A 24,087-nucleotide genomic window follows, 5' to 3' on the forward strand; every position below is an offset into this window, starting at 1 on the left:
CTTAGAAGTAAACGGCGGTGGTGAAGGCGATACGGCTGGCGTGGCCAGGGCGGCCGTCGACCTGCGCGCGGCCATATTCGATCGAGGCTCTGAGCCCGGGATGGCCGTCGCGCGCCGCCGCATAGAGCCGCAGCCCCGCGCCGAATGCCGACGCTGCAGTGATCGACCGCTCTAACGTGGTCGGTTCGCTGAAGCGGACCTGGCCGTACGCGCCGAAGCCGTAAGGCGCGATCTGGCCGAACCCGCCGCGGAACCGCAGCGCGAACGGCGCCTTGAGTTCGGCGCGGCCGATGAAGCCAGCGTCGCCCTGAAGCGAGCCCGAGCCGAGCGGCGAGAGCCCGTCGAGCGTCGCGATGCCGATCTGCTCGCTGTTGCCCAACACCTCGCCGAACGCGGTCTGGGCGCGCGCGCGCAGCGCGATCACGGCATGCGACGCGATCGGCTGCTCCAACGTGGCGTCCGCCTCGATCTTGTGGAAGGCGGCACGTACGCCGCTGCGCGACAGCGGCAGCAAGGCGGTCGCGTCGGCGGCGTCGCGCGCACCGAGCGCATTCAGCCCGACCGAGCCCTGCGCATGGACGGTGGCGATGCCGCCACCGGGCAAGGCGACGCTCGCCGTGGCGCCGGCACGCACGATCCGCAGCCGATCGAGCGACAGTGGCAGCATCACCGGATCGATGATCCGCACGCGTTCGTCCTGTGCATCGAACGCCAGCTCGCCCATCAGCGTGACGGCGCGAGTAAGCACGAGCGGGTAGCGCACGCGCGCCGACAATCGCTGGAAGCGGCTCCCGAAGCCGGGCTGGCGGCTATCGTGGCGCGGCGCGGTGCGCGCGTCGGTGCCCTCGATGTTGAGCATGAGGCCGTCATGACCGAGCGGCAGGATCACGCCGCCAGCGAGCGCGCGATTGCGCGGGGTCGCGTCGAGCACCGCGGTGCCGCTGCCGCCATTGGGCAGCCCGTTCGCGCGCAGGTAGATCAACTCGCCCGCGCCGAGCACCGAATTGAAGTCGACACCGACCCCGAAGGCATAGCGCCCGAGTGCCGACGGCAGCGTGTTGTCGAGCGTCACGAAGCCCGACACGGGCCGCTGGGTCCCCTCGATCACCAGCACGACTGCGCCGGGCTTGGTGCCCGCCGCGAGCGTCGAGCGCAGCACGACCCCGGGCAGATCGGCGGCGAGCAGCAGACGGCGCTCGAGAGCGGCGAGCGTGAGCCCCGGCACCCCCGCGAGCGGCGCGAGCGTCGCCTCCACCGCATGCCGCACATTGGCGGGCACGTTGCCGACGTCGATCCGCTCGATATAACCGTCGACGATCACCAGCCGCAGCGTCGCACCATCGGCCAGGGTCTGCGGCGGCACGGTGACGCGCGTCAGGACATGGCCGGCGCGCGCATAGCTGACCTCGAGTTCGCGCGCGGCGGCGAAGATTTCCGAGACCTTGATCGTGCGCCCGACGAGCCGGGCCTTGAGCGCGGCAAGGGCATCCGGCCTCGGCACGGCGCCTTCGATCGCGACATCCCCGACCCGGACGTCGATCGCTTCGGACCCGGCCGGTGCCACCGCACCCGCCCCCGAAGGAATGACGACCGACCCTGCTGCGGTTGCGCCCGGCGGAGCGAATGTCGGCGGGGTGATCTGGCTCGCAGTCTGCGCCAGCGCCGGAACGGGCAACAGAATTATGACCTGCAGCATACAGCGCTGCAGCATCCGCGCGTCGCGAGCAGTCACGAAAATTCCCCCGAATTGTGCCGATTATTCACAGCGAATGGCTGCCACCACCTGGTGGCGGTAGCTGGTGGCGTGGGTTAGACGATCATCGCAACCGGGCGGCCGCGCGCTCTGAAAATGGTCGCGTCGATATAAGAGTGCGTCGATATGCAATCGTCAGGTCGGGCCAACCGTGCGGCTGCTCGGCCCCATAGACTTAGCCCCAGCTATGCGAGTTTACCAAAGCGCGAGCCTGTATTTCCTTACAAAAGCGCATCTTCGAGCAATTCCAATCACCTTGCGTGTGCTGAGACACATCGGTAAGCCCCCGCGCACACCATCGGGACGGGATAGAAATTGGCCGGCAGGACATTCCGCTGATCCTCAGCGGCAGCCACACGCCCGGCGTGCAGGCTGCGGACTTTTGCCTGCCCCCCGGAACGGCGCTCCGCTACGAGCTGGCCGCCGATCCGTTGCGGCCGGTGTTGTCTAGCTATAGCGTGCTCGATTCCGATCCGGCCGTTCAATCGGGCGCGGTCAATTGGGTATTGCCTGGGTGGGCAAGGCTGTGGATCATATTGGCGCCCGATCCGCTTCAGATCACGATCCGCAATCGACATTATCCCGCGCTCCGGGCTGCCATGCTGTTCGGCGTGACCAGCAGGGCGATGCCGGTCTCGGCCTATGGCGGGGTCACCGTCGCCATCGATATCGGGCCGCTAGCCTGGGCGCGGCTGTTCCAGCCGTCGGCGGAATTGCTGCGGGATCGCATTACCCCACTCGACGAGCTTCTGCCGCCGGGCTGGAGCGAGGACCTTATCACGGGGATCGAACGATCCGATCGCGGTGCGCAGGTCAAAGGCGTGCTCGACGATTTTTTCCTCAACCGCATGCCGCCACCCCATCCGCAGGAGAAACTGATTGCCGCAATTGCCGCGCTGCTCGGCGACGAACGCACGCATGATCTGGCCGGCGCAGCAGCCCGGGTCGGGATCGGAAAGCGGGCGCTGCTTGGGCTGACGAAACGCTATTTCGGTTTCCCGCCCAAGATCCTCTCGATGCGGACGCGCTTCCTGCGCGCGCTGACGGGCATGCTGCTCCAGCCGGACGTTCCGGATTTCTCGGCGATAGCACCCGGCTATCACGACGCCTCGCATTTCATCCGCGATGCCAATCGCTTCCTTGGGATGACGCCGCGCCGATTTCTGGCAATCGACATGCCTTACACCCGCGCCGCCCTGCGCGCGCGCAGGCTGGTGACGGGCGCGGCCCTGTCCGCGCTGGACATCGTCGACGTCGCGCGTTGAGGAATCGGACGGATTGGATGGGGTCCCCCGAAGGGGTTGGATTTCCGTGCATTTTTTGCTGGCGTGGTGGAGCTGAGGGGAATCGAACCCCTGACCTCTGCAGTGCGATTGCAGCGCTCTCCCATCTGAGCTACAGCCCCGCCGCCGGACCCCAGTTGCGCTGGGAGGCGCACCCCTTAACCCCAGCGGATGCGCGATGCAACCGGCTTAAATCGCCTCGCCGGGCCGGTCCCGCGATGCGCCGAACCGCCGCGTGCCGCGTCCGATCGCGGGAACCGGATCGGCCTCTCGCTCGCTTGAATCGCCGGACGCGCGGTCGCCATGTCGATGGCCGCGACGCCTTGTCCCGAAGACAAGCAGGAGAGCGAAGATGAACGACCGCAACAATCGCTATGGTCCGCGCGACGGCTATGGCAGCCGCGATACGCAGGATTACGGCTCGGGCCGCGACAATTATTATTCGAGCGCGCGCGATTACGCCGCCGCCGGCGAACTGGGCGGTCGCCGCGACCGATCCGATTACGGCGCCGGTGCGCATCGCGATGACTCGCGCTGGCAGGGCGGCGAACCGCGCTATGCCAGCCAGACGCGCGACTGGGGCGGCGGCTCGCCGGCCTATCGCGATCAGGAATCGCGCAATCGCGGCTATGGCTCGCAAAGCCGCCGCGACGGCTATGGCCCCCAGGAGCAGCGCGGGCAGGATCGCTATGGCGACGATCGCGGCTTTTTCGAGCGCGCGGGCGACGAAGTCCGCTCGTGGTTCGGCGACGAGGACGCCGAACGCCGCCGCGAGCGCGACCAGCGCTATGACGACTATACCGCGCGCACCGAAGGCGGGCGCGACAGCTCGGGCCGCGACGACCATTATCATACGTGGCGCCGCCAGCGGATCGCCGAGCTCGACAAGGATTATGACGAGTATCGCCGCGAGAACGCCAAGCGCTTCGAGGATGAATTCTCCGGCTGGCGCACCGATCGCCAGGGCCAGCGCGACAGCCTGCGCCGCGTGACCGAGCATATGGATGTAGTCGGCTCGGACGGCAGCCATGTCGGCACGGTCGACAAGGTGCGCGGCGACCGCGTGATCCTGACCAAGACCGATAGCGAGGCGGGCGGGCATCATCATTCGATCCCGTCGCGCTGGATCCATCATGTCGATGACAAGGTGACGCTCCGCAAGACCGCCGACGAGGCCAAGGCGCATTGGAAGGACGAGGAGCGTTCGGGCGCGATGTTCGACAAGGACGATGCGCAGGACGATTCGAGCTGGAGCACCACGGGCAACCTCAACCGGAGCTTCTCGGGCACCTATTAAGGTCCCGCATCGAAGCGACAATGCGGCCCGGGGAGCGATCCCCGGGCCGCTTCGCGTTCAGCCGAGGAACGCCGCCAGCGCCGCGCGAAACGCCTCGGGCTGGTCGAGCATCACGAAATGCCCGCTGTCGCCGACATCGACGAAGCGCACCTGCGGCGCGCTGGCATATTCGCCATGATACAGCGCGTCGGCGCGCTCTTTGGGCAGCCGCCCGCCCCAGGGATAGACCAGGGTGATCGGCGTCGCGATCCCCGCCAGGTCGGGGCGCAGATCGGTGGTGGCGTCGTCGTAAAAGGCGAGCCCGGTCACGCGCGGATCGGCGGCGGCGATCCACTTCGCCACCTGCGCCCGCGATTCGGGCTTCATCGCCTGCGTCGCGGCGACTCCGGCAGCGGCGGCGGGGTCCTGCGGCTTGCCATATTGGCTCAGGAACTGGTCGCGGATCGCCACTGCGGTCGGCTCGATCATCGCGACGGTCGCGCCGGGGGCGAAGATCACCCCGACATAGGGCAGCGCATCGACCACCATCAGCTTGCCGACATCGCCCGGATGCGCCTTGGCGAGCAGCAGCCCCGCCAGCCCGCCCATCGAATGCCCAACCACCGCCGCCCCGGCCAGCTTCTCGCGCACGATCAGCGCGTGGAGTTCCGCGACGGCGCCCGCGAGCATCCCGGGCTTCAGATTGGCGCGCGGATCGTCGCCGCCAAAGCCGTTGACCTGCACCAGATAGACCTTGTGCGTCCTGGCGAGATCGGGCGCGACGCCGTCCCAAACCGCGCGCGGCGTGGTGAGACCGGGGATCAGGATCACCGGGCTGCCCTTGCCCGTCACTTCGACCGAGATATGCTCCATCTGGATCGGGGCGGCGGCGGCGGTGGCGCTTTGGCACTTCGCCGGCGCGGGATTGAGCATGGCGGGGATCGTCACGGCGGCAAGCGCGGCATAGGTGAGCTGGCGGATCATGGGTTCTGCTCCTTGGCGGGATTGGTGAAAATGGCTTCGATCGGCATGTCGAACAGGTCGGCGATGCGGAAGGCGAGCGGCAGCGAGGGGTCGTAGCGCCCGGTCTCGATCGCGTTGACGCTCTGGCGCGACACCTCCAGCCGCTCGGCCAGGTCCTGCTGGCTCCAGGCACGCTCGGCGCGCAGCACGCGCAGGCGGTTCTTCATTCGCCGCCTCCCGTCATCCGGTCGCGCAGGCCCATCGCGCACTGGACCAGCCCGAAGCTGCCGCACCACAAGGGGAAGGCGAGCATCGTCTCGAAATGCGGGACCACGCCGCCATTCTCCAGAAAGCCCCACACACTAGTGACGGCGAGCAGGATGCCGATCCCACCGATCATCGCAGTGACGAGGCGCGAGCGAATGAACTCGTCGCGCTCCTCGGCCAGGTACATCCCCATCACCACGATCACCGCCAGGATCGGCACCGACGGCAGCACCGAAAGCAGCACCAGCAGCGCGCCCTGCGGCTCGGCATGGCGCATCCACCACACACAGGCGAACAGCGTGACGACATAGAGCGCCATCACCGGCATGAACCGCCGGATATAGCGCTTCTGGGCCGGGTTATGGCGCTGGTTGAGGCTGAACATGACAAGCTCCCTTTCGAATCAGTAAAGGGAGCTTTACGCCGCTGCGCGCCAATGTCAACCACACTTTCCACAAAGCAAAGCACCCTGTCCCATCTGTCAAGCAAGCCAACCGCCCACGCGACAGCGCCCGCAGGCCGCAAGGACCCGCGCTCTGGGCAATGTTCGTCCTGTTCGAAAGGCGCAGCGCAGCCTCAGCCGCGCAGCCGCTCCACCATATCCGCCGCGAGCAGGCTCAGCGTGTCGTCGCGCGCGCCCATCACCACGATGCGGTCGCCGGGCCGCGCCTGCGCGACCAGATGCGCCGCCGCCGCCGCGCGATCGGGGATGTGCAGCGCCGCTGCGCCCGTTACCGCGACGTCGCGCACGATGTCCGCGCTGGTAACCTCGCGCGCGACGGTGCCGCCCTGATAGACCGGATCGGGCAGCACGAGCAGGTCGTCCGCCGCCAGCTTCGCCGCGAACATCGCGACCAGCTCGGCGCGCATCACTTTCAGCGGGCCATAGCCATGCGGCTGGAACAGCAGCAGCAACCGCCCCGGAAAGGTGTGGAGCGTGTCCAAAGTCGCGGCGATCTTGTCGGGGTTGTGCCCGAAATCGTCGATCACGGCGACCCCGCCCGCCTCGCCGACCAGCTCGAACCGCCGCTTGAGCCCCGCAAACCCCGCAATCGCGCGCACCGCATCGGCCAGTTCGACGCCGCTAGCCCGCACCGCGCCGATCGCCGCCAGCGCATTGGCGACATTGTGCCGCCCCGGCACCGCCAGCGTCACCCGCACCGGCACGCCCCCGCGCTCGACCAGCTCAAAGCTGGACCCGAACGGCGCCGCCTCGATCCCGCGCGCGACCAGATCGGCCTCGCCCTCGATCGCGAAGGTCAGCAACCGCCCCGGCGGCAACGCCATCGCCAGCGCCGCGCCTTCTTCATTGTCGAGGTTGACCACCGCCGTCGCCGCCCGCGCGATGAACCCACCGAACAGCGCGCGCAGTTCCTCCAGCGACTTATGGTCGAGGCTGACATTGTTGAGCACCGCGATGTGCGGGCGATACAGCGCGATCGACCCGTCGCTCTCGTCGACTTCGCTGACGAAGGTCCCGCCCTCCCCCACCAGCGCGCTGGCAAAGGGCGCGTCGGGCGTGGCGAAATTCTTCATCACCGCCCCGTTCATCACCGTCGGATCGCGGCCCAGCGCGTGGAGCATCCAGCCGATCATGCCGGTCACGGTCGATTTGCCGCTGGTCCCCGCCACCCCGATCGATTGCGGCGCGGCGTTGAACAGCGCCGAGAGCAGCTCGGGCCGCGTCATCCGCTCCGCCCCCACCACCTCCGCCGCGACCATGTCGGCCACGGTCGCCTCGATCGCCGCCGATGCCACCACGATCTGGTCCGCCGACACGATCCCGCTGCCGTCCTGCGGGAACAGCGCCACGCCCCGGCGGCGCAGGTCGTCGAACTTGGCGGGCAGCCGTGCCTGGTCGAGGCTGCGGTCCGATCCCGCGACGGTGGCCCCCTGCCCCGCCAGGATCATCGCCAGCGGCATCATTCCCGATCCGCCGATCCCGACGAAGAAGTAAGGTTTGCGATGATCCATCGCCTCGCGCTATCGCCAGTTTGACGGCAAGGGGCAAGCTTATGCGTATCGGAGTAGTGGCACCGGCACGGACGGTCAGCAGGGAATCCTCGCTGCGGCTCGCCGCGTTCATGGCGTTGACCTATCCCGATCACGACATCGTGTTCCACCCGCAATGCTATCTGGAGGAAGGCCATTTCGCCGGCCCCGATTCGGTGCGCGCCGCCGCCTTCCTCGAATTTGCCAATGATCCCGCGTTCGACGCGATCTGGTTCGCGCGCGGCGGCTATGGGTCGAACCGCATTCTTGACACGGTGATGCCCCAGCTCGGGCCGGCGGCGCGGCACAAGACCTATATCGGCTTTTCGGACATGGGGTTCCTGCTCGGCGCGCTCTATGCGCGTGGCATCGGGCGCCAGGCGCATGGATCGATGGCGAGCAGCCTGGGGCGCAACGACAAGGGCGAATCGACCGGCTGGGTGCTCGGCTGGCTGATCGACGGCGACAAAAGCGGCCTTGAGCCCAGCCTCGCCACCGATCGCCGCCCCGCCGCCGCCTTCAACCTGTCGATCCTGACGGCGCTGATCGGGACGCAGTGGCTGCCCGACCTCACCGACCATGTCCTGATGATCGAGGAAGTCGACGAGCCGCTGTACCGGATCGACCGCATGCTGTTCCAGATGGCGCACGCCACTCAGCTGAAGGGGATTGCGGGGGTGCGGCTCGGCGCGGTCTCGGCGATCAAGGACAATGGCGAAAAGGAAGGGACGTACAGCTTCGGCGAGACGATCGACCAGATGATCGTCCGCTGGTGCCGCGACATGAACGTGCCCTATCTCGGTCGCGCCGAGATCGGCCATGTCGAGCTGAACCGCGTGGTGCCGTTCGGCCTGTCCTGACCGGACCCGCGCCTATTCGAGTTCGAGTATCCAGCTTCGTGCCGGGGCCGCCGCGCCAAACGCCGATGACTCCGGAATGCCCAGCCGCTGCGCGAAGGATCGCGCCAGCAGGATACGCCGCTCCGCCCCCGCGGGGGTCACCGACCGCTTGGCAGCGGCAAGCTCCTCGGCAAATCGCCGGCGATAATAACGTTCATCGGATTCCATCGGTGCGCCCCCCCCGATTCGCGCGTCGGTTTCCCGATCACGCCCCTTGCTGATAAGACCCTTATCGTTACGCAACTGCAACAGAATTGATGCGTTTTTGTGAAGCGAGCCCCGGTTTTCGCGCAAAATCGACTCGGCTTGCCTATATCGCGCCTGCACAGGCATAAGCCGCGCTCCAAAACCCTCTATCAAGCGAGTATTCCCCGTGTCCGAGATGTTCCGCATAACGCTGCCCGACGGTTCCGTCCGTGAGGTAGCCCCGGGGACTACCCCGGCGGACATCGCCGCCGCGATCGGCCCCGGCCTCGCCAAGGCGGCGCTCGCCGCGCGCGTCGATGGCGAGCTGCGCGACATCGGTCGCCCGTTCGACGGCGACGCCCAGCTCGCGCTCGTCACCGCCCGCGACGAGAAGGACGCGCTCGAACTCGCGCGCCACGATTATGCGCATATCCTGGCCGAGGCGGTGCAGCATCTGTTCCCCGGCACGCAGATCACCTTCGGCCCCTCGACCGATGACGGCTTCTATTACGACTTCGCGCCAAAGGACCGCCCCTTCACCGAGGAGGACCTGCCCGCGATCGAGGAGGAGATGCGCCGCATCATCGCGAAGGACGAGCCGCTGATCCGCGAAGTCTGGTCGCGCGCCGATCTGATCGCGCGCTGGCAGGCAGAGGGTGAGACCTTCAAGGCCGAATGGGCCGCCGAACTGCCCGAGGGCGAGGAACTGACCGTCTATCGCGCGGGCAAGGGCGCGGATGCCTGGCTCGACATGTGCCGCGGCCCCCACCTCGCCTCGACCGGCAAGGTCGCGCCCGATGCCTTCAAGCTCACGCGCGTCTCGGGCGCCTATTGGCGCGGCGACCAGAACAACGCGATGCTCAGCCGCATCTACGGCACCGGCTGGCTCAACAAGAAGCAGCTCCAGGAGCATCTGACTCGGCTGGAGGAAGCCGCCAAGCGCGACCATCGCAAGCTGGGGCAGGAAATGGACCTGTTCCACTTGCAGGCGGAAGCGCATGGCAGCGTGTTCTGGCACCCGCACGGCTTCACGATCTGGCGCGCGCTCGAGGCCTATATGCGCCGCGCGATCGACGGCGCGGGCTATCGCGAGGTCAAGACGCCACAGGTGATGGACGCGCGCCAATGGGAGCAGTCGGGCCATTGGGGCAAATATCGCGAGAATATGTTCGTCATCCCCGACGAGGTGCCCAATACCGAGGATGACGGCCCGATCGTGTCGAACGACGCGCAGTGGATGGCGCTCAAGCCGATGAACTGCCCGGCACACGTCCTGATCTTCCGCCAGGGGATCAAATCCTATCGCGACCTGCCGCTGCGCCTCTACGAAAATGGCTGCTGCCACCGCAACGAGCCGCACGGCGCGCTGCACGGGCTGATGCGCGTCCGCCAGTTCACGCAGGACGACGCGCACATCTTCTGCCGCGAGGACCAGATCGTCGACGAGGTCCGCGCCTTTTGCGCGCTCGCCGACCGCATCTACAAGGATTTCGGCTTCACCTATGCGATCAAGCTCGCGCTGCGCCCCGACAAGCGCTTCGGCACCGAAGAGATGTGGGACAAGGCCGAGACCGAGCTGCGCAACGCCGTGGTCACGGCGGGGCTCGCGACCGAGGAATATGGCTGGGAGGAACTGCCCGGCGAAGGCGCCTTCTACGCGCCCAAGCTCGAATGGCATCTGACCGACGCGATCGGCCGCACCTGGCAGGTCGGCACGATCCAGTCGGACCGCGTGCTGCCCGACCGGCTCGACGCCAGCTATGTCGGCGAGGATGGCGAGCGCCACCGCCCGATCATGCTCCACCGCGCGATCTTCGGGTCGTATGAGCGGTTCATCGGCATCCTGATCGAACATTTCGCCGGGCGCCTGCCCACCTGGCTCGCCCCGGTGCAGGCGGTGGTCGCGACGATCGTGTCGGATGCCGACGACTATGCGCTCGCGGTGGTGGAAAAGCTGAAGGCAGCGGGCATTCGCGTCGAGAGCGACCTGCGCAACGAGAAGATCAACTACAAGGTGCGCGAACATTCGCTGGCCAAGGTCCCGAACCTGCTGGTCGTCGGCAAGCGCGAGGCCGAGGAAGGCACCGTCGCGCTCCGCGTGCTGGGCAGCCAGGGCCAGCAGATGCTGACGCTCGACGAGGCAGTGGCGCGGCTGATCGACGAGGCGACTCCGCCCGATCTGAAATGAGCGGCGCCCCCGCCGGGCGATCGGATGAGGAAACGGGCAAACCTTAACGCCGTCATCCCAGCGAAGGCTGGGATGTGGACTCACGGTTGAAGTGCACCGGTTGAGATTTTGGAGAATGCCTCGGCGGGTGTGAGGAAGCCAAGGCATTTTCTGGGGATGTTGTTGAGCCGGTCGGCACAGGCACGGAGTTGTCTGTGGCTGACGGTGTCGAGGTCGGTTTTGCGAGGCAGGCTTCGGCGCAGTCGGCCGATGGTGTTTTCGACACCGCCCTTTTGCCATGGGGCTCGGACATCGCAGAAGAAGGTCTGGATGCCGAGGCTGTCGTGAAGGCGGTGATGTTCGGCGAACTCGGTGCCGTTGTCGAAGCTGATGGTCCTGCGCAGATCCTGGGGGATATGGCGCAGTCTGCGGGTGATCCGGCGTGCGGTCAGCTCGGCTCTGCGGTGGGGTGGCTTGTCGAGGATGGTGTAGCGTGTGTGGCGCTCGTGCAGGACGAGGACATTGTGCCCATATCGGGCGAACAGCATATAGTCGGCTTCCCAATGGCCCGGCTGTGCGCGATCCCGGGCTTCGAGGGGGCGTTCGCCGATCGGCCTGCGCTGTTTGATGAAGCTGGCCGGGCTTCCGCCCTGGCGGCCATAGCGGCCGCGCCTTGCCTTGCAGCGGGGCAGAAGGCGGTGCCAGTAGTCCTTCTGGGCCGAGCGATGATAGACGTATCGATAGATTGACTCGTGGCTGACCATGGTGCGACCGTGCTCAAGCGCCAGTCGGCCGGCGATCTGTTCGGGAGAGCATCCCATCGCAAGGCCGTTCTTCACGATATCTCGCAGGTCCGGCTGGCGCGCCAGCTTGAAACGGCAGTCCCATCGTCGTCGTCTGATCGCGAGCCTATGGGCACGCCCGGGCGCATAGCCGCCGGGCCAGACCTTGGTCGGCTTGCTATTGCGCCTGAGTTCCCGACCGACCGTCGTGTGATCACGCCCGATCGCGGTGGCAATCTGTCGGCAAGATATACCGCCTTCATGAAGGCGGCATATCTCGATCCGCTCGTCGAGGCTGAGCTGCCTGTAATGTCGTCCCATCGCGCAATCACCTTAGCAGGTGGTGCACTTGTTCCGTGAGTCCGGGGGACCCATTCAGCCACTCCGCTGGACCAAAAGAGACAGACGGAGCCACGAATGGATCCTGACTTTCGTCAGGATAACAATCTTCTCGCATAAGCGACTCCCCACCCCCGCCGGGCAACCGGCGGGGGTGACGCGGCGCGATAAGCCTCCTATCTCGGTTGCCATGTCCTCCCGCTTTGACTCCGTCCCCAACCGCCGCGCCCTGATCGACCGGCGGGGCGTCGCGGACCGGCTGGCTGCGCTCGAGGCGCCCGATGCGACGGCGCTGCGCCGCGCCGCGACGATCGAGCTCAAGGCCGCGCTCGACGCCGGGCAGGCGGAGATTGCGCGGCGGCTGGAGGAGCATCCCTCGCGCGGGCTGGAGATTGCGGCGGCGGGCGCGTTCCTGACCGACCAGATCCTGCGGCTGCTATGGGATTTCACGACCCAGCGGCTCCACCGCAATCCCAATCCCACCACGTCGCAGCGCATGGCTTTGGTCGCGGTCGGCGGCTATGGCCGCGGCGAGATGGCGCCGCATTCGGACATCGACATCGGCTTTCTCACGCCCTGGAAAGTCACCGGCTGGAGCGAGCAGGTGATCGAATCGATGCTCTATTCGCTGTGGGACATGCAATTGAAGGTCGGGCATTCGTCGCGCTCGCTCGACGACATGGTCCGCCAGGCCAAGGCCGATGTCACCGTCCGCACCGCGCTGCTCGAGGCACGCTATGTCTGGGGCGACACCGACCTGTACGACGAGGCCGCCAAGCGCTTCAAGGCCGAGGTCCAGGCCGATACCGCGCGCACCTTCATCGCGCAGAAGCTCGACGAGCGGAATGCGCGGCACAAAAGGATGGGCGACAGCCGCTATGTCGTCGAACCCAATATCAAGGAGGGCAAGGGCGGGCTGCGCGACCTGCACACGCTCTTCTGGATCGGCAAATATGCCTATAATGTCCGCGAAACCGCCGAACTCGTCGAGGCGGGGCTGCTGACGCGGCAGGAATATCGCCAGTTCCGCCGCGCCGAGAATTTCCTCTGGGCAGTCCGCTGCCAGCTCCACCACATCGCTGCGCGCGCCGAGGACCGGCTGACCTTCGACGTCCAGCGCGAGATCGCCGAGCGGATGCGCTTTTCGGACCGGCCGGGCATGTCGAAGGTCGAGCGTTTCATGCGCTTCTACTTCCTCCAGGCGAAGGTCGTGGGCGACCTGACCGGCGTGTTCCTCGCGCATCTGGACGAGAAATTCGCGGCGCGCGGCGGGCGGTTCGGACTGCCCAAGATGTTCCGTAAACCACGGAAACTAAAAGGATTTTCCCTGGATCGCGGACGGCTGGCGCTGCCCCGCGACGATTTCTTTGCCGAAGACCCGGTGCGGCTGGTCGAATTGTTCCAGCTCGCCGACCTCCACGGCCTCGAAATCCACCCGCTCGCGATGCGCGCCGCGACCCGCGATGCAAAGCTTGTGGACGATGTTCGGGAAGTTCCGCGCGCCAACGCCCTGTTCCTCGACGTGCTGACATCGCCCCGCGATCCCGAAACCGTGCTGCGCTGGATGAACGAGGCGGGGGTGTTCGGGCGCTTCGTCCCCGATTTCGGTCGCGTCGTCGCGCAAATGCAGTTCGACATGTACCATCACTACACCGTCGACGAACACTCGATCCGCGCGATCGGGCTGCTCAACCAGATCGAGAAGGGCGAACTGGCCGAGGACCATCCGCTCGCCAGCGGCATCTTCCGCCAGATCGTGTCACGCCGCGCGCTGTACGTCTCGGTGCTGCTCCACGACATCGCCAAGGGGCGCGGCGGCGATCATTCGCTGCTGGGCGCCGAAGTCGCCGAGCGGCTGTGCCCGCGCCTGGGGATGACCGCGGCGGAGACCGAGACGGTGGCATGGCTGGTCCGCTGGCACCTGCTGATGTCGGCGACGGCGTTCAAGCGCGACCTGTCGGACTTCAAGACGATCCTCGACTTTGCCGGCCATGTGCAGAGCGTGGAACGGCTGCGGCTGCTGCTCGCGCTGACGATCGTCGATATCCGCGCAGTCGGCCCCGGCGTGTGGAACAGCTGGAAGCGGCAGTTGCTCACCAATTTGTTCGAGGCGACCGAGGAAGTGCTGCGGCTCGGCCACAAGCAGAAGGGCCGGGGCGAACGCATCGCCGCGAAACAAGAGGCGCTGGCGGCCATTCTGGGCTGGGATGCCGGTCGCATGGCCGCGCTCAATGGGCGGATGACCGAGCCCTATTGGATCGCCGAACCGCTCGACGTGCTGGAACGCAACGCCCGGCTGGTCGATGCGGCAGGCGATTCACAGCTATCGATCGAGGCGCAGGTCTATCCGGATCGCGGCGCGACGCTGGTGACGGTCTATGCGTCCGACCATCCGGGGCTGTTCTATCGCATCGCAGGGGCAATCCATGTCGCGGGCGGCAACATCATCGATGCGCGCATTCACACCACGCGCGACGGCATGGCACTCGACAATTTCCTCGTCCAGGACCCGCTGGGCCGCCCGTTCGACGAAGAGGCGAGGCTGGGCCGGATCAAGACGAGCATCGCCGACGCGCTGGCAAACCGCGCCAAGCTGTCCGAACGGCTGCGCACCCGCCCGCTACCGCGGCTGCGCGCCGACGCCTTTGCGATCGAACCCAATGTGTTCATCGACAACAACGCGTCGAACCGCTTCACCGTGATCGAAGTCAACGCGCGCGACCGCCCCGCGCTGCTCTATGCACTGGCGCACGCGCTGTTCCAGTCGAAGGTGACGATCCATTCGGCGCACGTCGCCACCTATGGCGAGCGCGCCGTGGATACGTTCTACCTCACGGATTTGATCGGTGATAAGATCGAAAGCGCGGCGCGATTGAAAGCCATCGAACGCCGTCTGCTGGAGGCAGCAGGCGGGCAGGAGATCAGCGAACAGGCCGCTTAGCAGGGGGGAGTTGCAATGCCGGTGATCGGATTGGGCGGCTATTTCTTTCGCGCGAAGGATCCGGAGGGGCTGAAGACCTGGTATCGCGAGATGCTGGGCGTCGGCGGCGGATGCGGGCGCGATGCGCAGGGCGAGACCAGCGACTGGTTCTGGCACCCCGAGCCGGGGCCGGTGGTGTTCGAACCGTTCAAGGCCGACAGCGACTATTTCGCCGCCGACAAGCAGGTGATGCTCAACCTGCGCGTGACCGACATCGACAGCCTGCTGGAGCAACTCAACGCGGCGGGTGTCGAGATCACTACCAAGCCCGAATGGGACACCCCCGAAACCGGGCGCTTCGCGCGCATCCACGACCCCGAGGGCAACCCGATCGAATTGTGGGAGCCGCCTGCGCAATGACGCCCGAAGATGCGGCGCTGCTGGCGCGCGTCGAGGCGCTGGCGATCGATCCGGACGGCGCTGCCCTGTCTTTCGTAGGTCGGCTCGCGCGCGAAAACGGCTGGCCGCCAGCCTATGCGCGCCGCGTCGATCGCGAATATCGGCGCTTTCTGTTTCTGGCAGCGACGGCGTCGCATCCGGTAACGCCGTCGGATGCCGTCGACCAGGCCTGGCATCTCCACCTCGCCTATACGCGCAGCTATTGGGACGATCTGTGCGGAGCGGTGCTGGGGCGCGCGCTCCACCACGGCCCTACGGCGGGCGGGCGCGACGAGGACCGGCGCTATCGCACGCAATATGCGGCCACGCTCGATCGCTACCGTCAGGTCTTTGGTACGCCACCCCCCGCCGATGTGTGGCCGCCCGAGGTGGAGCGATTCGGCGGGCGTTTCGTGCGCGTGGATCGCGGGCGCGCCTGGGTCGTCCCGCATAGCCTGGTCGCGCCGCTGCTTGGGGTGCCCGTGCTGGCGGGGTGCGGGCTGCTCGCGGCAAACAGCACCGGGACAAACGGTGGCAGCGCCTGGATATCCTACGCCGTGCTGCTCGTGATCGCCGCAGTGATCCTTGTGGCAATCTGGCGCACGCCGCGCGATCGGCGGCGAGGGAGCGGCTGCGGAACCAGTTGCGGCAGCGATGGCGGCGATTCCAGCCACGGCGGCGGGGATGGCTGCGGAGGCGGCGGCTGCGGGGGCGATTAATGCTATTTCCGCAAGCGCGGTCAGGCGCGCCCGAAAGCGCCGAATTAGGGCAAGGGCACCACGGAGAACCCCATGACGCCCGATGCCCGCCACCACTACCGGTCCCGCATGGAGCGCGTGCTCGATCATATCGACGCGCATCTCGATGAAGCGCTCGACGTCGAACTATTGAGCGGCGTCGCTGCCTTTTCGCGCTTTCATTTCCACCGCCAGTTCACGGCTTTGTGCGGGCTTCCCGTCCAGCGTTATGTGCAACTGGCGCGGATGAAGCGGGCGTCGTGGCGGCTGGCCTTTCGCCCCGATGCGCGCGTGACCGACATTGCGTTCGACGCCGGCTATGCCGCGCCCGAAAGCTTCACGCGCGCCTTTCGCCAGGCGTTCGGCCAGCCGCCCAGCGCGTTTCGGGACGCGCCCGATTGGGCTCCGTGGCAGGCGGCAATGGCGCCGCTGACCCATGCCAGGAGCCTGACCATGCAATCCAATTTCGCGCTCGACGACGTGACCCTGATCCACTTTCCCGAAACCCGCATTGCCGTGATGGAGCATCGCGGCGACCCCGCGCTGATCGGCGACACGCTCCGCCGCTTCATCGACTGGCGCCGTCGTACCGGGCTGGCCCCGAGCCGCAGCGCGACGTTCAACCTGTTTCACACCGACCCCGAACAGGGCGCCGCCGAGGATCACCGGCTCGGGCTGGGTGCGACGGTGAACGCCGGGTTCGTGTCCGATCAGGCGGACGTGACGGTCGAGACGATCCCCGCGGGTCGCTGTGCGGTATTGCGCGTCACCGGGCCCGACGCGGCGCTGCGCCCGGCGGCGGACTGGCTGTATCGCGAATGGTTGCCCGTCAGCGGCGAGGAACTGCGCGACTTTCCGTTCTTCGGCCAGCGCATCCGCTTCTTCCCCGACGTGCCCGAGCAGGAAGCGGTGATCGACCTGTTCCTTCCGCTAAAAGACTGAGCCCAACGGAAAAGGCCCCCGCCATCCGGCAGGGGCCTTTTATCGTCCGGTCCGAAACCCGAATCAGCTTACTTCGGTGCGAGCACCATCAGCATCTGGCGGCCTTCCATGCGCGGATGGCTCTCGACCTTCGCGTCTTCGGCGGTGTCGTCCTGCACGCGCTTGAGCAGCACCATGCCGAGCTGGCCGTGCGAAAGCTCGCGACCGCGGAAGCGGAGCGTCACCTTGACCTTGTCGCCTTCGCCGATGAACTTGTGGATCGCCCGCATCTTCACATCGTAGTCGTGATCGTCGATGTTCGGACGCATTTTGATCTCCTTGATCTCCTGCGTCTTCTGCGATTTCCGGGCGATGTTCGCCTTCTTCTGGGCCTCGTACTTGAACTTGCCCACGTCGAGGAACTTGGCGACGGGCGGATCGGCGTTCGGAGACACCTCTACCAGATCAAGCCCTACCTCGCGCGCCTGCTCCATCGCCTCGCGCGTGTACATGACGCCGAGATTCTCGCCGTCCTGATCGATCACCCGCACCTTTGGCGACTGGATGAATTCGTTGAAGCGCGGGCCGTTCATCGGCGGCGGCGCCAGGGGGCGCCGGGTCATGGGAGGACGGATAGGTATTTCTCCTGTGGTCGTTCAGTACAACGGGCTTAGATACCGCACCAACGCACGATCCGGTAGCCCGGACCGCTGCTTTGGTACGATTCGCGGCGCATTGTGGCGCGCGCGCATCGCTCCATATCGGCGCGCCGCCGCGATTCCACAAGGGGATCGCGACGGCGCCTGCCGAGTCACCTTATTCGGGCGCTTTCGCCACCCCGACCAGCGCCGGGCGCAACAGCCGGTCGCGGATCATATAGCCCGCCTGGATTTCCTGCACGACCGTCCCCGGCGCGACATCGGCGCTGGGCAGTTCCATCATCGCCTGATGGCGATTGGGGTCGAGCGATTCGCCCACCGCCACGATCTTCGAGATGCCATGGCGGGCGAAGATCGAATCCAGCTCGCGCCCGGTCGCGTCCAGCCCCGTTACCAGCCCCTTGAACTTCTCGTCCTCGCGCAGTTCGACCGGAATCGCGGCCAATGCGCGGGTGAGATTGTCGGCGACCGACAGCACGTCGCGCGCGAAATGCGTCGCGGCATAGGTGCGCGCGTCGGCGGCTTCCTTCTCGGCGCGGCGGCGGACATTCTGCGTCTCGGCCTGGGCATAGAGGACCGCCGCCTTCGCCTCGGCAAGCTGCGCCTCCAACTCGGCGGCACGGTCTGCCGTCGCCACTTCGGGCGCCTGCTCAGCGGTCTCCTCGCGCAGCGGGGTATCGGTGTCCTGCATGTCTGCAGTCATTTTCTCGTCTTCCTTGGACATAATTCCCTGTTCGTATTCGCTCACCTGCCGGCGGTCACGCCAGTATTCGCGCCATCGTCGCCGCCGTGAAATCCACCATGGGTACGACGCGCGCATAGTTCAACCGAGTCGGGCCGATCACCCCGACTACGCCGACCACCCGCCCGTCGAGCGCGCGCACCGGCTTGGCAATGACCGACGAGCCCGACAACGCAAAGAGCTTGTTCTCGGACCCAATGAAGATCCGCGTCGCCTCGCCTTCGCGCGCGCTGTCGAGCAGCCGGGCGATCTCCTCCTTGCCCTCCAGCTCGTCGAGCAGCTGGCGGACGCGGTCGAGGTCCTCGGCGGCGGCGGCGTCGATCAGCCGCGCCTGGCCGCGTACGATCAGCACCGGGCGCCGCCCGCCATCCTCGCTCCACACCGCCAACCCGCGCTCGACCAGCGCCGCCGCGACGCTGTCCAGCGCCGCACGCTGCGCCCCCAGGTCGCGCTCGATCCGCGCCCGCGCCTCGGCCAGCGTCAGCCCGGTGAGCATCGCGCTCATATAATTCGCGGCCTGTTGCAACGATCCGGGGTCGATCCCGCCGGGCAGCTCGACGACGCGGTTCTCGACCGACCCGTCCTCGCCCACCAGCACCGCCAGCGCGCGATCATGGCTGAGCGGCACGAACCCGAACTGGCGCAGCACCGGCTCGGCCTTGGGCACCAGCACCAGCCCCGCACAGGCCGATAGCCCGGAGAGCGTGGCAGTGGTGCTGGCCAGCGCCTCCTCGATCGGCCCCACCTGCCCCGCGCGCGCCTCGATCGCGGCGCGCTCCTCGGCGGAGGGCTCGCTGGCCTGCATCATCCCGTCGACGAACAGCCGCAGCCCCGATTGCGTCGGCATCCGCCCCGCGCTGGTATGCGGCGCGGCGAGCAGCCCGGCTTCCTCCAGGTCCTGCATCACGTTGCGGATCGAGGCGGGCGACAGGCTGAGCGCCGAAATCTTGGAAATCGTCCGCGACCCCACCGGTGCGCCGGTATCCAGATAGGATTCGACCACGATACGGAACACGTCGCGCGCGCGATCGGTAAGTTCGTGGATCGGGGGTGTGGTCATACCCCCTGATGTAGGCTGCGGCGGCCCAAGCCTCAACGGTTTAGCGGGGGTTGGCTCAGAAGGCGCGAGCAGGAAAGAAGGGTTTCTCGCGCAAAGGCGCAAAGACGCGAAGAAGCTGGGGCGTAATCGGGCGGCGCAGCCGCTGCCAAATCTCGATGCGCGGTCGATTGCGCGATGGCCTCACGTCCCTGGGCTTTGTGCCTTTGTGGCTTTGTGTGAGAACATCTTCCACCCTGCCGAAAGCAGAATTCCTTCACACAAAGCCACGAAGCCACAAAGGAGTGGCGGCCACCTCACCCAGGCCACACCGGCCTTTGCGCCTTTGCGCCTTTGCGCCTTTGCGCGAGAAAGACCTTCTTCCTACCTGCGCACACCCAGCCTCAGGGCCGCTCCCCGATCAACGCCGCGATCGGCAGCGCATCCGGGGCGTGCCCCAGCGCGTCGGCGATCGGCCGCGTCTCGCCGAGATTGCATCCGAAATAATAATAGAGATGCTGGCTGTCGCCGATCGCGCGCGTCCAACGCACATCGACGCTCGGCATGTCGGTCGCGGCATTGGTGCAGCGCGATTCGCCGGGAGCGTAGCGCACCTCGCCGCTTTCGGGCCGATAGGGCGCGAGCGCGGCGGCGAAAGCTTCATATTGCGCAGGAGTAGCCGTGAAGGCCCGCTCGCCCGAGACGGCAGTGAAGCGCTTGCCGGTGAAGACCCCGCTCCCGTCGGGTCGCACCGTCACCGAATAGACCGGGCACGCCCCGAAGCACATGCCCGTCTCATAGGTGATCGAATCGCCCTCGATCGCCACTGGCCCGCCGGGGCGCGATGGCTGGACGCAGCCCGCCAGTGCCAGCGCCGCCGCTCCGCCAATTGCCCAATTCCGCATCGCATCTCTCCCCTGGATCGTCCGCCAAGACTGGCGCGTTGCTAACGCACGGTCTAGGTGCCCGGGCCAACCTTGCAGGAGACTGAAGCAGATGCGCCCATCCGGCCGCGCCCCCGACGAGATGCGGGCAATCACCATTGAACCCCATTTCACCCGCCACGCCGAAGGATCGGTGCTGATTGGCTTCGGCGATACCCGCGTGCTGGTGACCGCGAGCATCGAAGAGCGGATTCCGCCCTGGCTGCGCGGCAAGGGCGAAGGCTGGGTGACGGCGGAATATGGCATGCTCCCCCGCGCCACCCATACGCGCGGCCAGCGCGAGGCGGCCAAGGGCAAGCAATCGGGGCGGACGCAGGAAATCCAGCGGCTGATCGGGCGCAGCCTTCGCGCAGTGACCGACCTCAAGGCGCTGGGCGAGCGCCAGATCACGCTCGATTGCGACGTGCTCCAGGCCGATGGCGGCACGCGGACGGCGGCGATTTCGGGCGCATGGGTCGCGCTGCGGCTGGCGACGAACAAGCTGCTGGCGGCGGGCCAGCTCGAAAAGGACCCGATCCTGACCCAGGTCGCGGCGGTGAGCTGCGGCATCTATCAGGGCAATCCGGTGCTCGACCTCGACTATATCGAAGATTCGGGCGCCGACGCCGATGCGAACTTCGTCCTGCTGGCAGACGGCAAGATCGCCGAGGCGCAGGCGACGGCAGAAGGTGCGACCTATGACGAGGAAGGGCTGCTCCGCCTCCTCCGCCTCGCGCGGATCGGCTGCACCCGCATCTTCGACGCGCAGTTGAAGGCCGTCGGATGAGCGGCCCCGACGAAGGCGTGGGCGGCGACGCCCCCCAGGCGATCCGCAAGCTGGCCCCCGGCAAGCTGGTGATCGCCAGCCACAATCCCGGCAAGGTGCGCGAAATCCGCGCCTTGCTCGGTCCCTATGGCATCGAGCCGGTCTCCGCCGCCGAGCTGGACCTGCCCGAGCCCGAGGAGACCGGCACGACCTTCGTCGCCAATGCCGAACTGAAGGCGTTGCAGGCCGCCGATCTCTCCGGCCTGCCCGCTTTGTCCGACGATAGCGGGCTGTGCGTCGAGGCGCTGGGGCTCGAACCCGGCATCTTCTCGGCGCGCTGGGCGGGGCCGGAGAAGGATTTCGGCGTCGCGATGCAGCGTATCGAGGACCGGCTGGCCGCGCTGCCCCCCGAAACCGGGCGCGACGCGCATTTCATATGCGCGCTGGCGCTCGCCTGGCCCGACGGGCACGTCGAATGGTTCGAGGGGCGCGTCGACGGCACGCTCGTCTGGCCGCCACGCGGGGATCGCGGCTTTGGCTATGATCCGATGTTCGTGCCGCTCGGCCACGAACAGAGCTTTGCCGAGATGGACCCGGAGGCCAAGCACGCGATGAGCCACCGCGCCGACGCCTTCCGCCAGCTTGTCGCGGCGGTGCTGTAACTCCCCAGCGTTCCCCTGCGCAGGTGTGTGTTTCGGGAGGACCGCAGGCATTGGTGTAGAACGAGGCGTGGCGTGGCTAAGGAGTCGCGAAGGATGCTGCTTACGTTGCGCAGCAATGCCACGGCCCTTGTGTCGCGCGCATCGCATCAAGCACGAGCCCACCTGGCCCTATCACCCCTGGACCAACGGCATGGCCGAGCGCCTCGCCATCCTCACGGGACACAACACGAAAGCAGGAGCCCAGAAACCTACCGCTTCACCCCAGCCCGCGCCCGCTCCGCCAGCCTTTCCACCGCCGCCGCGTGGATGCCCGGTGCGGTCGCGAGCACGCCGAACGCCTCGCCATTGGGGGTGTTGAAGCGCAGCGCGCCGCCGAATGCGTCGGTCACCGCCGCCCCCGCCTCGCGCGCGAGCAGCACGGCGGCGGCGATGTCCCATTCATTGCCCCAGCGGATCGTCGCGAGCAGATCGGCGTCGCCCGCCGCGACCATCGCGATGCGCAGCGCGATCGAGTTGGGCTTTTCCACCGTGACCAGGTCGGCATCGACTTGCGGCAGCGCATCCGCGGGCACGCGCGCGCCCGCCAGCGTGTCGCGCGCCGCGACTCGCAACCGCTCGCCATTGCGCCACGCGCCCTGCCCTGCGCGGGCAAGCCACACTTCGCCGCGCGCGGGGGCGTCGAGGACCCCGATCACCGGCTGGCCATGCTCGACCAGCGCCACCGATACCGCCCAGCCGGGACGCTGGCGCAGATAGTCGCGCGTCCCGTCGATCGGATCGACGACCCAGACGCGATCCCCCGCCAGCCGATCGGCATTGTCGATCGTTTCCTCCGACAACCACCCCGCATCGGGCACCAGCGCCGACAGCCGCTCGCGCAGCATCGCATCGACTTCGAGATCGACCGCGCAGACCGGGTTGCCCGGCGATTTTTCCCAGCGGCGGAAATCGGTGTGCCATTGCCGCATCGCCAGCGCCCCGGCATCGGCGGCGATCGCGGCGACTTCGGCGGCGAGATCAGTCACCGGCAATCGTCATCCCGTCGATGCGAAGCGTCGGCGCGTTGATCCCGTAGCGGAACTCGAGGTCGTTGGCCGGGGTGAGCGCGAGGAACATGTCCTTGAGGTTGCTCGCGATCGTGATTTCGGAAACGGGGCGCATGATCTCGCCCTTCTCGATCAGGAAGCCCGCCGCGCCGCGGCTGTAATCGCCGGTGACGCCGTTCACCCCCTGCCCGATCAGCTCGGTGACGAGGATGCCGTGATCGATCTCGCCGATCAGCGTCTCGGGCGGGATATGTCCTGCGGCCATGAAGAGGTTGCTCGGCGCCACGCCGGGGGCGCCGCCGATCCCGCGCGAGGCGTGGCCGGTCGGCGACAGCCCGAGCTGGCGCGCCGAGGCGCTGTCGAGCAGCCAGGTCTCCAGCATCCCGCCCTCGACCAAAGTGACCGGCAGCACCGGCAGCCCCTCGCCATCGAAGGGCCGCGAGCGCAGTCCGCGCGGGCGGTGCGGATCGTCGCACAGCGTGACCGACTTTGCGAAGACCTGAGTCCCCAGCGCGTCGAGCAGGAAGCTGGTCTTGCGCGTGATCGCCGCACCCGCAATCGCGCCGAGGAAATGGCCGAGCAGGCTGGTCGCGACGCGGCGATCGAACACCACCGGCATCGCGCCGCTGGCGACGCGCACCGGGTTGAGCCGCGCGACGGCACGCTCGCCTGCGCGGCGGCCGATGACTTCGGGCGCCTCCAGCGCGGAGGCGTGGCGCGCGCTGTGATGCGCGTGGTCGCGCTCCATGCCGCCGCCGCTGCCCGCGAGGACGCTGGCCGACAGGCCGTGGCTGGTCTGGGCATAGGCGCCGGTGAAGCCGTGGCTGGTGGCGATCGCGGTCACCGATCGGCTCGCGCCCGCACTCCCGCCTTCGCTGTTGGTGACGCCGGGCACCGCGCGCGCCGCATCCTCGGCAGCCAGCGCGCGTGCCTTGAGCGCCTGGGGGTCGGCATCGCCGCCATCGTCGAGGTCGAGCAGCGGCGGGCTGCCGTGCATCAGCCGCTCTTCGGGGGCGAGCCCGGCCCAGCGATCCTCGGGTGCCTCGCGGGCCATCGCGATCGCGCGTTCGACTAGGGTGTCGAGCGCGGCATCGGACAAGTCTGACGTCGCGACGCTCGCCGATCGCTTGCCGACAAAGACGCGCAGCCCCAGCTCGGCGCTTTCGGAACGCTCGACATCCTCGAGCGCGCCCATTCGCACCGACACTGACAGCGACTGATCGGTCGCGAAGATCGCATCGGAGGCGTCGGCGCCCGCCGCGCGTGCGCGCGCGACGATGTCGTGGACGCGGTCACAAGCCTGTTCGGTACTCAGCATCCCCCCGATCTA

23 protein-coding genes and 1 tRNA gene are annotated in these 24,087 nt (G+C 67.4%); 10 read left to right on the forward strand and 14 right to left on the reverse strand.

The window, feature by feature from the left end; all coding sequences use genetic code 11:
- Window position 1: 1 nt before the first annotated feature.
- Window positions 2–1,732, reverse strand: a complete 1,731-nt coding sequence (locus TS85_RS16135) for a ShlB/FhaC/HecB family hemolysin secretion/activation protein (protein ID WP_155006451.1) — start codon at window positions 1,730–1,732, stop codon at window positions 2–4.
- A gap of 386 nt (window positions 1,733–2,118) precedes the next feature.
- Between TS85_RS16135 and TS85_RS24220 the strand changes: the two genes are divergently transcribed.
- Window positions 2,119–3,018 carry an AraC family transcriptional regulator gene (locus TS85_RS24220; protein ID WP_052507966.1) on the forward strand — a complete coding sequence of 300 codons (900 nt, stop codon included), beginning with the start codon at window positions 2,119–2,121 and terminating at the stop codon, window positions 3,016–3,018.
- Between the two features lie 64 nt (window positions 3,019–3,082).
- Here the strand turns inward: TS85_RS24220 and TS85_RS16145 are convergent.
- Window positions 3,083–3,158 (reverse strand) — tRNA-Ala (locus TS85_RS16145).
- Between the two features lie 230 nt (window positions 3,159–3,388).
- Here TS85_RS16145 and TS85_RS16150 point away from each other — a divergent pair.
- On the forward strand, window positions 3,389–4,333 hold the full coding sequence (locus tag TS85_RS16150; protein ID WP_044333638.1) for a DUF2171 domain-containing protein: 945 nt from the start codon (window positions 3,389–3,391) through the stop codon (window positions 4,331–4,333).
- 57 nt (window positions 4,334–4,390) lie between these two features.
- Here the strand turns inward: TS85_RS16150 and TS85_RS16155 are convergent, their stop codons facing one another.
- From TS85_RS16155 to TS85_RS16170, 4 genes are all read right to left on the reverse strand, one after another.
- The gene (locus TS85_RS16155; RefSeq protein WP_044333640.1) at window positions 4,391–5,296 is read right to left on the reverse strand and encodes an alpha/beta fold hydrolase; all 906 of its coding nucleotides are present in this window, start codon (window positions 5,294–5,296) and stop codon (window positions 4,391–4,393) included.
- Window positions 5,293–5,502 carry a helix-turn-helix transcriptional regulator gene (locus TS85_RS16160; RefSeq protein ID WP_044333642.1) on the reverse strand — a complete coding sequence of 70 codons (210 nt, stop codon included), beginning with the start codon at window positions 5,500–5,502 and terminating at the stop codon, window positions 5,293–5,295. The genes TS85_RS16155 and TS85_RS16160 overlap by 4 nt, the downstream gene beginning before the upstream one ends.
- Window positions 5,499–5,927 (reverse strand): hypothetical protein, encoded by a 429-nt coding sequence (locus TS85_RS16165; protein WP_044333643.1) that lies wholly within the window; start codon window positions 5,925–5,927, stop codon window positions 5,499–5,501. The genes TS85_RS16160 and TS85_RS16165 overlap by 4 nt, the downstream gene beginning before the upstream one ends.
- Before the next feature lie 191 nt (window positions 5,928–6,118).
- Window positions 6,119–7,516 (reverse strand): UDP-N-acetylmuramate--L-alanine ligase, encoded by a 1,398-nt coding sequence (locus TS85_RS16170; protein WP_044333645.1) that lies wholly within the window; start codon window positions 7,514–7,516, stop codon window positions 6,119–6,121.
- A 41-nt stretch (window positions 7,517–7,557) separates the two neighbouring features.
- Between TS85_RS16170 and TS85_RS16175 the strand changes: the two genes are divergently transcribed.
- A complete protein-coding gene (locus tag TS85_RS16175) occupies window positions 7,558–8,394 on the forward strand; it encodes an LD-carboxypeptidase (RefSeq protein WP_044333647.1) in 837 nt (278 codons plus the stop codon).
- A gap of 12 nt (window positions 8,395–8,406) precedes the next feature.
- Here the strand turns inward: TS85_RS16175 and TS85_RS16180 are convergent, their stop codons facing one another.
- Window positions 8,407–8,601: a hypothetical protein gene (locus TS85_RS16180; RefSeq protein ID WP_044333649.1), complete on the reverse strand. Its 195-nt coding sequence runs from the start codon at window positions 8,599–8,601 to the stop codon at window positions 8,407–8,409.
- 214 nt (window positions 8,602–8,815) lie between these two features.
- Here TS85_RS16180 and thrS point away from each other — a divergent pair, with 214 nt between their 5' ends.
- A complete protein-coding gene (gene thrS, locus TS85_RS16185) occupies window positions 8,816–10,807 on the forward strand; it encodes a threonine--tRNA ligase (RefSeq protein WP_173426282.1) in 1,992 nt (663 codons plus the stop codon).
- A gap of 80 nt (window positions 10,808–10,887) precedes the next feature.
- On the opposite strand, the gene TS85_RS24790 is transcribed toward thrS, so the two are convergent.
- Entirely contained in the window at window positions 10,888–11,889 is a 1,002-nt protein-coding gene (locus TS85_RS24790; protein WP_077228416.1) for an IS30 family transposase, read from the reverse strand.
- Window positions 11,890–12,097: 208 nt separating this feature from the next.
- Between TS85_RS24790 and TS85_RS16195 the strand changes: the two genes are divergently transcribed.
- The 4 genes from TS85_RS16195 to TS85_RS16210 all read left to right on the forward strand — a co-directional run bounded on the left by TS85_RS16195 (window position 12,098) and on the right by TS85_RS16210 (window position 16,944).
- Window positions 12,098–14,848, forward strand: coding sequence for a [protein-PII] uridylyltransferase (locus TS85_RS16195; protein ID WP_044333653.1), 2,751 nt, complete (start codon window positions 12,098–12,100; stop codon window positions 14,846–14,848).
- Window positions 14,849–14,863: 15 nt separating this feature from the next.
- Window positions 14,864–15,247 (forward strand): VOC family protein, encoded by a 384-nt coding sequence (locus tag TS85_RS16200; protein WP_044333654.1) that lies wholly within the window; start codon window positions 14,864–14,866, stop codon window positions 15,245–15,247.
- On the forward strand, window positions 15,244–15,984 hold the full coding sequence (locus TS85_RS16205; protein WP_044333655.1) for a glycine-rich domain-containing protein: 741 nt from the start codon (window positions 15,244–15,246) through the stop codon (window positions 15,982–15,984). The genes TS85_RS16200 and TS85_RS16205 overlap by 4 nt, the downstream gene beginning before the upstream one ends.
- Window positions 15,985–16,056: 72 nt before the next feature.
- Window positions 16,057–16,944, forward strand: a complete 888-nt coding sequence (locus TS85_RS16210) for an AraC family transcriptional regulator (RefSeq protein WP_044333656.1) — start codon at window positions 16,057–16,059, stop codon at window positions 16,942–16,944.
- A gap of 68 nt (window positions 16,945–17,012) precedes the next feature.
- Here the strand turns inward: TS85_RS16210 and infC are convergent, their stop codons facing one another.
- The 4 genes from infC to TS85_RS16230 form a co-directional block, all read right to left on the reverse strand.
- Window positions 17,013–17,546: a translation initiation factor IF-3 gene (gene infC, locus TS85_RS16215; RefSeq protein ID WP_044333657.1), complete on the reverse strand. Its 534-nt coding sequence runs from the start codon at window positions 17,544–17,546 to the stop codon at window positions 17,013–17,015.
- A gap of 193 nt (window positions 17,547–17,739) precedes the next feature.
- On the reverse strand, window positions 17,740–18,306 hold the full coding sequence (gene grpE, locus TS85_RS16220; protein ID WP_044333659.1) for a nucleotide exchange factor GrpE: 567 nt from the start codon (window positions 18,304–18,306) through the stop codon (window positions 17,740–17,742).
- Between the two features lie 34 nt (window positions 18,307–18,340).
- Window positions 18,341–19,384 carry a heat-inducible transcriptional repressor HrcA gene (gene hrcA, locus TS85_RS16225; protein WP_044333660.1) on the reverse strand — a complete coding sequence of 348 codons (1,044 nt, stop codon included), beginning with the start codon at window positions 19,382–19,384 and terminating at the stop codon, window positions 18,341–18,343.
- 380 nt (window positions 19,385–19,764) lie between these two features.
- Window positions 19,765–20,265, reverse strand: coding sequence for a DUF6438 domain-containing protein (locus tag TS85_RS16230; protein ID WP_044333661.1), 501 nt, complete (start codon window positions 20,263–20,265; stop codon window positions 19,765–19,767).
- A 91-nt stretch (window positions 20,266–20,356) separates the two neighbouring features.
- On the opposite strand from TS85_RS16230, the gene rph reads away from it, so the two are divergent.
- Together rph and rdgB are read left to right on the forward strand one after the other, a co-directional pair.
- Window positions 20,357–21,070, forward strand: a complete 714-nt coding sequence (gene rph, locus TS85_RS16235) for a ribonuclease PH (RefSeq protein WP_044333662.1) — start codon at window positions 20,357–20,359, stop codon at window positions 21,068–21,070.
- Window positions 21,067–21,711 carry an RdgB/HAM1 family non-canonical purine NTP pyrophosphatase gene (gene rdgB, locus TS85_RS16240; protein ID WP_044333663.1) on the forward strand — a complete coding sequence of 215 codons (645 nt, stop codon included), beginning with the start codon at window positions 21,067–21,069 and terminating at the stop codon, window positions 21,709–21,711. Before rph ends, rdgB begins: the two co-directional genes overlap by 4 nt.
- A 248-nt stretch (window positions 21,712–21,959) precedes the next feature.
- Here the strand turns inward: rdgB and TS85_RS16245 are convergent, their stop codons facing one another.
- Both TS85_RS16245 and TS85_RS16250 read right to left on the reverse strand, forming a co-directional pair.
- Window positions 21,960–22,742, reverse strand: coding sequence for a 3'(2'),5'-bisphosphate nucleotidase CysQ (locus TS85_RS16245; protein WP_407082078.1), 783 nt, complete (start codon window positions 22,740–22,742; stop codon window positions 21,960–21,962).
- Window positions 22,729–24,075, reverse strand: a complete 1,347-nt coding sequence (locus TS85_RS16250; protein WP_044333666.1) for a TldD/PmbA family protein — start codon at window positions 24,073–24,075, stop codon at window positions 22,729–22,731. Before TS85_RS16250 ends, TS85_RS16245 begins: the two co-directional genes overlap by 14 nt.
- Window positions 24,076–24,087 lie beyond the last annotated feature (12 nt).

The organism is Sphingomonas hengshuiensis, from assembly GCF_000935025.1.
Taxonomy (GTDB): Bacteria; Pseudomonadota; Alphaproteobacteria; order Sphingomonadales; family Sphingomonadaceae; genus Sphingomonas; species Sphingomonas hengshuiensis.